The sequence below is a fragment of the Pseudomonas sp. genome, from assembly GCF_030683065.1.
Lineage (GTDB): Bacteria > Pseudomonadota > Gammaproteobacteria > Pseudomonadales > Pseudomonadaceae > Aquipseudomonas.
Genome location: NZ_JAUXMX010000009.1, coordinates 1 through 6450, shown reverse-complemented (window position 1 = coordinate 6450; position 6450 = coordinate 1). Strand labels below are relative to the sequence as shown.

Genomic DNA, 6450 nt, shown 5'->3' with positions numbered 1-6450 from the left:
TGCGCCTGCATGACCCGCTTGCTGGTGTAGTTTTCCGAAGCGATCAGCTCGATGTGATGTTCCTGACGGCGCTCCTCGGCATCCATCGCGCTGAGCAGTTCGTCGTCGTAGCCTTTAATTTGGTCTTGTTTGCTGAACATCGCTGATCTCCTGCGGCGCCACGCTGTAGCGCATATGTGTCGGAATCGGGGTTCTGCAGCACCGTCATTTCATTCACGGCCACACAACCCCTGTGGAGCCGATGGTATGACTCGCTCTGACTAGCCAGATGCCTATGCACGCCACAGGAGGTTGTGTTTGCGACATGCGCGTCTGCGGCAGGTCGCCGTCGGTCATGCGAATGCCCGCTGCTGGTCAGGCCATGACGGCGGCGGTCGTCAGTGCGGCCAATATTCGCGCAGTGCGACAAGCAGCAGAAAGTGCCCTGGATAGAACAAATAGGCCCAGCGTCGTACCGGCGGCACGCGGATATGCAGCGGCTGGCGCAGCAGCCAGAGACCGAACAGCGGCGCCAGCGCGCAACTGAGGATCACTGCCCAGGCAAAAGGATCGCCGTGGGCGGCATCGACATAGAAGGGCGGCCAGTAATTGGCGAGCAGGCACAGTAGTAGCGGCCAGATCCAGGCGGGATGAGGGCGCTTCAATGCATAAACGAAGGCCGCCGGCAGCAAGGCCCCGGCGGCGCCGAACATCAGCCAGGGATGGCCGACCACGGCCAGCAGCAGGGTGCCCAGCGCCAGCCAGCGCGCCCGGCCACTGGGCTGCTGCACGCCACTGGCGATCAGCAGGCCAAGCACCAGGGTCGGCAATACGTTGAGCGATTGCGGTGCCTGCACCAACAGCCGATACGGCCACTCGGAAAGCAGCGAGAACAGCAGCAACAGGCCGAGATAGCGCAGCGGCACCGGCAGGCGTGGACGCACCGACGGCCGTACCAGGTTGGCGGCGATGGCCAGGCAGAACAACGGAAAGGCCAGGCGGCCGGGAATATAGAGAGGGTACAGCGCTGGCCAGACATGGCGCAGGTGGTCGATCAACATGCTCAGTAGCGCCAGCCACTTGAGCAGATCCAGCGCAGCATCACGCGGGCGGTTGGCCAGGACTGGGGATGGGGATGACATGGCGACGCTCACAGGTCAGCGGCTGGTGATCGACGGTAACCCAAGATCGTCGCCGCTGCCCGTCCGGCGTCACACCTGCAGCGCGCAGCCGGTACTGCGGTCAGCCCTGCAGCTTGGCGTTGCAGCTGCTGGAGGCGGTGACCAGGCGCTGTTGCAACGCAGGGTCAGGTTGCGGCTGGCTACGCATCGCTTCCAGCTCTTCTTGGCTGAACTCGCTGCTGACCTTGTCGGCCGCGCATTCGCAGAAGGCCTGTAGCTGCGGCTTGCTGTGGGTGGATTGGGCGCCGGCCACGCACTCGTTGACGAACTGGGTCTTGGCACCTGCTGGCCAGTCGGCGGCTGTGACGGGCAGGGCGAATGCCAGCGGAACAAAAAGTGCAATCAAATGACGGTAGTTCATTGTGGGTTCCTGTTCGAGTCAGTTGCGTCGGCAAGCATTGCCGGGACCCTGGTTGTGAGGCCGTCTGCTGCCATGAGTTCCTTTTCATTTACATACAGGTGCCAGCCAACCATTCGGCGGGTCAGACAGCGCCTGGAATGAACAAGATGTCGCCACAGCGTGCTTCCCGTGACGCACCGCGAGGGTAAAGTAGTGTCATGCGCCGATGATCCAACAACAAGGAATGAGCAATGTCTGATTCATCGCAACAGTTTGCCAGCGACAATTATTCTGGCATCTGCCCGGAAGCCTGGGACGCCATGGCCGAGGCCAATCACGGCCACGACCGCGCTTACGGCGACGATCAGTGGACCGCGCGCGCCGCTGATCATTTTCGCGAATTGTTCGAGACCGATTGCGAGGTGTTCTTCGCCTTCAACGGCACTGCGGCTAACTCCCTGGCCCTGGCGGCACTGTGCCAGAGCTACCACAGCGTGATCTGTTCGGAGACCGCACACGTCGAGACCGACGAATGCGGTGCCCCGGAGTTTTTCTCCAATGGCTCGAAATTACTGTTGGCCAAGACCGAGCACGGCAAGCTGACCCCCGAGGCCATCCGCGAGCTGGCGCTCAAACGCCAGGACATCCACTTCCCCAAGCCGCGCGTCGTGACCCTGACCCAGGCCACCGAAGTCGGCAGCGTGTACCGTCCTGAGGAGATCCGTGCGATTAGCGCCACCTGCCACGAACTGGGCCTTAATCTGCATATGGACGGCGCGCGCTTCTCCAATGCCTGCGCCTTCCTCGGTTGCAGTCCGGCTGAGCTGACCTGGAAGGCTGGCGTCGACGTGCTCTGCTTCGGCGGCACCAAGAACGGTATGGCGGTGGGCGAGGCGATCCTGTTCTTCAACAAGGCGCTTGCCGAGGACTTCGACTACCGCTGCAAGCAGGCCGGTCAACTCGCCTCGAAGATGCGCTACCTCTCCGCGCCGTGGGTCGGCCTGCTGCATAACGGCGCCTGGCTGAAGTACGCCCGCCACGCCAACCAGTGCGCGCGCCTGCTCGCCGAGTTGGTTGATGATGTGCCGGGCGTCAGTCTGATGTCCCCGGTCGAGGCCAACGGGGTGTTCTTGCAGATGTCCGAGCCGGCCTTGGAAAACCTGCGCGCCAGGGGCTGGCGTTTCTACACCTTTATCGGTGCCGGTGGCGCGCGCTTCATGTGCTCCTGGGATACCGAAGAAGAGCGGGTGCGCGAACTGGCAGCAGATATTCGTATGGCCATGGCTGCGGTCTAGTCCACGCCTGTCCGGCTCTGGTGATAGGCCCGAGCCGGCCGCCACAGGTAATGCCATTGAGTATCAGCGGGTCGGTTTCATTCTGCGCACAAAAACTGTGCAGCGAACTGTGGATAAGCTGTTCATGCCAGCCGCTAGCACTCGCTGCATATGCCCGTGCCCGTGCTGATCAATAAACATCCGATATGCCCATGGCCGGGGTGAGTTTGTGGCGTGGCTGAGCTTTTTCACCCAGGATCAGCAGGCGCATCTAGCCTGCTCATTGCGCCGCGGGGGTTGCCGGCAGCGCAGAGCCGCAGCGCCTCGATCAATAATCGATGACCACGTCGCCTTGGGGCACGCTGCAACAGGACAGGATGTAGCCTTCGGCGACGTCTTCGTCGGTGATCCCACCGTTGTGTTCCATGCTCACTTCACCAGCAGTCTTCATTACCTTGCAGGTGCCGCATATACCCATGCCGCAGGCCTTGGGGATGTGCAGGCCGAGCTTGGCGGCCGCAGCATGCACGGTCTCGCCCGGATCGACGCGAATACTCTTGCCGGTGGCGACGAATGCCACCTGATGTTGGTCCGCGACGGGGACAGGCGCGGCGTCGGCGGCTTCGGCAGCCAGCTCCTTGACCTCGGCGCGGATTTCAGGAGGCGTCGCGCCGAAGGATTCCTCGTGATAGTGCTGCATGTCGAAGCCATTGCTAGCTAGCAGATGCTTGACCGCATTCATGTAGGGCGTCGGCCCGCAGCAGAAAATTTCTCGCTCCATGAAGTCAGGGGTCATCAACTCCAGCATCTTCTGGTTCAGGTACCCCCGGTAACCAGCCCAGGACTCGCCGAGGCCATGTTTCTCGCAGATGATGTGTAGGCTGAAGTTGCTGATCCGCGCTGCCATGTGCTCAAGTTCGCGGTGGAAAATGATGTCCTTCGGTGTGCGAGCACTGTGCACGAAGACCATGTCGACATTGGCGTTGGTGTCATAGAACCAGCGAGCCATGGACATCACCGGGGTAATGCCCACGCCGCCGCTGAGCAGCAGCACCTTGTCGGCCGGGAAATCGATGGCATTGAACAACCCTACCGGGCCATGCACCGCGAGCTCCTGACCTTCTTGCAGATTGTCGTGCAGCCAGTTGGAGACTTTGCCGCCAGGCATCCGTTTGATCGAGATGGAGAAGCTGTAGGGCACCGAAGGGGAGCTGGAAATGGTGTAGGAACGCATGACGGGCTGGTCGTCGATTTCCAGTTCCAGGGTGACAAACTGGCCTGGCTTGAAGAAGAACAGCACCGGTTGTTCTGCCATGAAGCAGAAGGTGCGAACGTCCCAGGTTTCCTGGATCACTTTGACGCAGCGCACCAGGTGACGGCCGTTGCTCCAAGTCTGAGTTGTAACGGGATTGAGGAAATCGTTCGACATGGTCGGTATCTCGCGCGCTGCGGCCTGACGTTGGCCTATTGCGGTGAATTGTGCGCAACGGTTGGTGCACTCATTTATCTATGAGCGACATTTACATGCTTATCGCGACCTGCCGCCTGGCGCGCGGCTTGCCGCGTCGGAAACGGATGTGGCTATGTCGTCCATGGATAAGGTTTGCGTTTCATCCATCGCCACACTCACTCCTAGCCGAAGCAAACGGATAAGAGCGCACGACCATTGTTCCGCGTACCCAGTCGCCATTCGGCAGGCGACTTACGAGGGGTCAGTCACGCCGCCTTGCGTAGCAAACGAAATAGCCACTTTTTGCGGCGCTCGCACCACGAGTCGCCATTGAGGAGTTACCGATGGACGTTACTTTCACCCTGAGCCTGGGCGACCCCCTGGAACCGGCACGCAAGGCCACCGCCGAGATGCTGCAGAGCCGCGAGCGTACGTTCTCGTTGCCACAAGCGTTTTACAGCGACGAGCGTTTGTTCCAGATCGATATGCAGGAGATTTTTCACAAAGAATGGCTGATCGCCGGTATGGCGTGCGAGATCCCGGCCAAGGGCAACTACCTGACCCTGCAAATCGGCAATAACCCGATCATCGTTATCCGCGGTGCCGAGGGTGTGGTGCATGCCTTCCACAACGTCTGCCGCCACCGCGGTTCACGTCTGTGCACCAGCGATAAAGGCAAGGTCGCCAAGCTGGTTTGCCCCTACCACCAGTGGACTTATGAGATCGACGGGCGTTTGCTGTTTGCCGGCACTGAGATGGGTGCCGACTTCGACCTTAAAGATTACAACCTCAAGCCGGTCAACTGCAAAACAGCCGGCGGCTATATCTTCATATCCCTGGCCGAGAATCCGCCGGCAATCGACGACTTTCTCGCCACGCTGGCTCATTACATGGAGCCCTACGACATGGAGAACACCAAGGTCGCTGTGCAGTCCACCTTGGTGGAAAAAGCCAACTGGAAGCTGGTCCTGGAAAACAACCGTGAGTGCTACCACTGCAACGGCGCTCACCCGGAGTTGCTAAACACCTTGCTGGAGTGGGACGACGTCACCGATCCGCGCGCCAGCCAATCGTTCAAGGACCACGTCGCCGAGTCCGCCGCCAAGTGGGATGCCGAGAAGATTCCTTATGCCCACGCCAGTTTTGGGCTGCGTAACCGTATCGTGCGTATGCCGCTGCTCAAGGGTACGGTGTCGATGACGATGGACGGCAAGCAGGGTAGTAAGAAACTCATGGGGCGGATCCAGAATCCCGACCTTGGCTCAATGCGTATCCTCCATTTGCCGCACTCGTGGAACCATTGCATGGGCGATCACATCATCGTCTTTACTGTATGGCCAATCAGTGCGCAGGAAACCATGGTCACCACTAAGTGGTTGGTGCACAAGGATGCAGTGGAAGGCGTCGACTACGATGTTGCTCGTCTGCGCCAGGTGTGGGACGCGACCAACGATCAAGATCGTCGATTGGCCGAAGAGAACCAGCGCGGCATCAACTCCACGGCTTATCAGCCTGGGCCGTACTCGACGACTTACGAGTTTGGTGTGGTCAACTTTATCGACTGGTACAGCGAGCGCCTGCTCAGCAACTTGGGTGCTTAGCAAGCAGCCAGCCTGCGACTGGTAAACGACTGACTGTTACTGCCAGCCCGCGTGATGCGGGCTGGCGCTTTTCTGGGGGTGGGGTGATGTCGATTGGTTTAGCGCTGGTTATTCTGCTGACCTTATATAGTGGCATTGCTGCGTGGCGTGTCGTGCGGTCTGCGCCGCCTGCCGGGCAGGCGAAGCGCCAGTAAAATCGCCAACTCTTCCACTGGGGCGTCCGGGCATTACTTTGGCTCTTCTATATAAGAGAGCGGCGCCCTGTGAAAAACATGATCCAGCGGCGTTATCTGCAATAGGCACTGTCAGGGTGTGATGAGGATGATTTGGGGTGCGGGTAAATAACTTCGAATAAAGCCTTGACGTAGATTCTGCTGGGCCTATAGTCCGCACCTCTTCTGGCGCAGGCCTCTCGGTAAACCTCTTGTAAAACAAGAAGTTAGCTTAAAAAGAGGGGTTGCAGTACAGCGAAAGCTGTGTAGAATGCGGCGGGCTAGCGAGGTGGTTGTAGGTGCCTTGTTAGTGATTTGGTCGAGAAGATCGAAAGCGGTAATGAGGTGGTTGACAGCGGTTTTAAACGCTGTATTATTCGCCTCCCGCTGACGAGATGCTTGAAGCAGATCGG

5 protein-coding genes and 1 pseudogene are annotated in these 6450 nt (G+C 59.6%); 2 read left to right on the top strand and 4 right to left on the bottom strand.

Annotated features, from left to right (window positions below; genetic code table 11):
- The 3 genes and pseudogenes from glyA to Q8K09_RS02580 all read right to left on the bottom strand — a co-directional run.
- Positions 1 to 140: pseudogene (gene glyA, locus Q8K09_RS02590) on the bottom strand (serine hydroxymethyltransferase); the annotation flags it as partial.
- Between the two features lie 237 nt (positions 141 to 377).
- A complete protein-coding gene (locus tag Q8K09_RS02585; RefSeq protein WP_305253466.1) occupies positions 378 to 1121 on the bottom strand; it encodes a TraX family protein in 744 nt (247 codons plus the stop codon).
- 100 nt (positions 1122 to 1221) lie between these two features.
- Positions 1222 to 1521, bottom strand: coding sequence for a hypothetical protein (locus Q8K09_RS02580; protein WP_305253465.1), 300 nt, complete (start codon positions 1519 to 1521; stop codon positions 1222 to 1224).
- Positions 1522 to 1751: 230 nt separating this feature from the next.
- Between Q8K09_RS02580 and Q8K09_RS02575 the strand changes: the two genes are divergently transcribed.
- A complete protein-coding gene (locus Q8K09_RS02575; RefSeq protein ID WP_305253464.1) occupies positions 1752 to 2795 on the top strand; it encodes a low specificity L-threonine aldolase in 1044 nt (347 codons plus the stop codon).
- Positions 2796 to 3102: 307 nt separating this feature from the next.
- Here the strand turns inward: Q8K09_RS02575 and gbcB are convergent, their stop codons facing one another.
- On the bottom strand, positions 3103 to 4203 hold the full coding sequence (gene gbcB / locus Q8K09_RS02570; protein WP_305253463.1) for a glycine-betaine demethylase subunit GbcB: 1101 nt from the start codon (positions 4201 to 4203) through the stop codon (positions 3103 to 3105).
- A 365-nt stretch (positions 4204 to 4568) separates the two neighbouring features.
- Between gbcB and gbcA the strand changes: the two genes are divergently transcribed.
- Positions 4569 to 5825, top strand: a complete 1257-nt coding sequence (gbcA, locus tag Q8K09_RS02565; RefSeq protein WP_305253462.1) for a glycine-betaine demethylase subunit GbcA — start codon at positions 4569 to 4571, stop codon at positions 5823 to 5825.
- Positions 5826 to 6450 lie beyond the last annotated feature (625 nt).

Bases quoted from the DNA above. Each gene is read 5' to 3' on its own strand.
- Q8K09_RS02575 (WP_305253464.1), top strand. From the start codon at position 1,752: ATGTCTGATTCATCGCAACAGTTTGCCAGCGACAATTATTCTGGCATC.
- Q8K09_RS02580 (WP_305253465.1), bottom strand. From the start codon at position 1,521: ATGAACTACCGTCATTTGATTGCACTTTTTGTTCCGCTGGCATTCGCC.
- gbcB (WP_305253463.1), bottom strand. From the start codon at position 4,203: ATGTCGAACGATTTCCTCAATCCCGTTACAACTCAGACTTGGAGCAAC.
- Q8K09_RS02585 (WP_305253466.1), bottom strand. From the start codon at position 1,121: ATGTCATCCCCATCCCCAGTCCTGGCCAACCGCCCGCGTGATGCTGCG.
- gbcA (WP_305253462.1), top strand. From the start codon at position 4,569: ATGGACGTTACTTTCACCCTGAGCCTGGGCGACCCCCTGGAACCGGCA.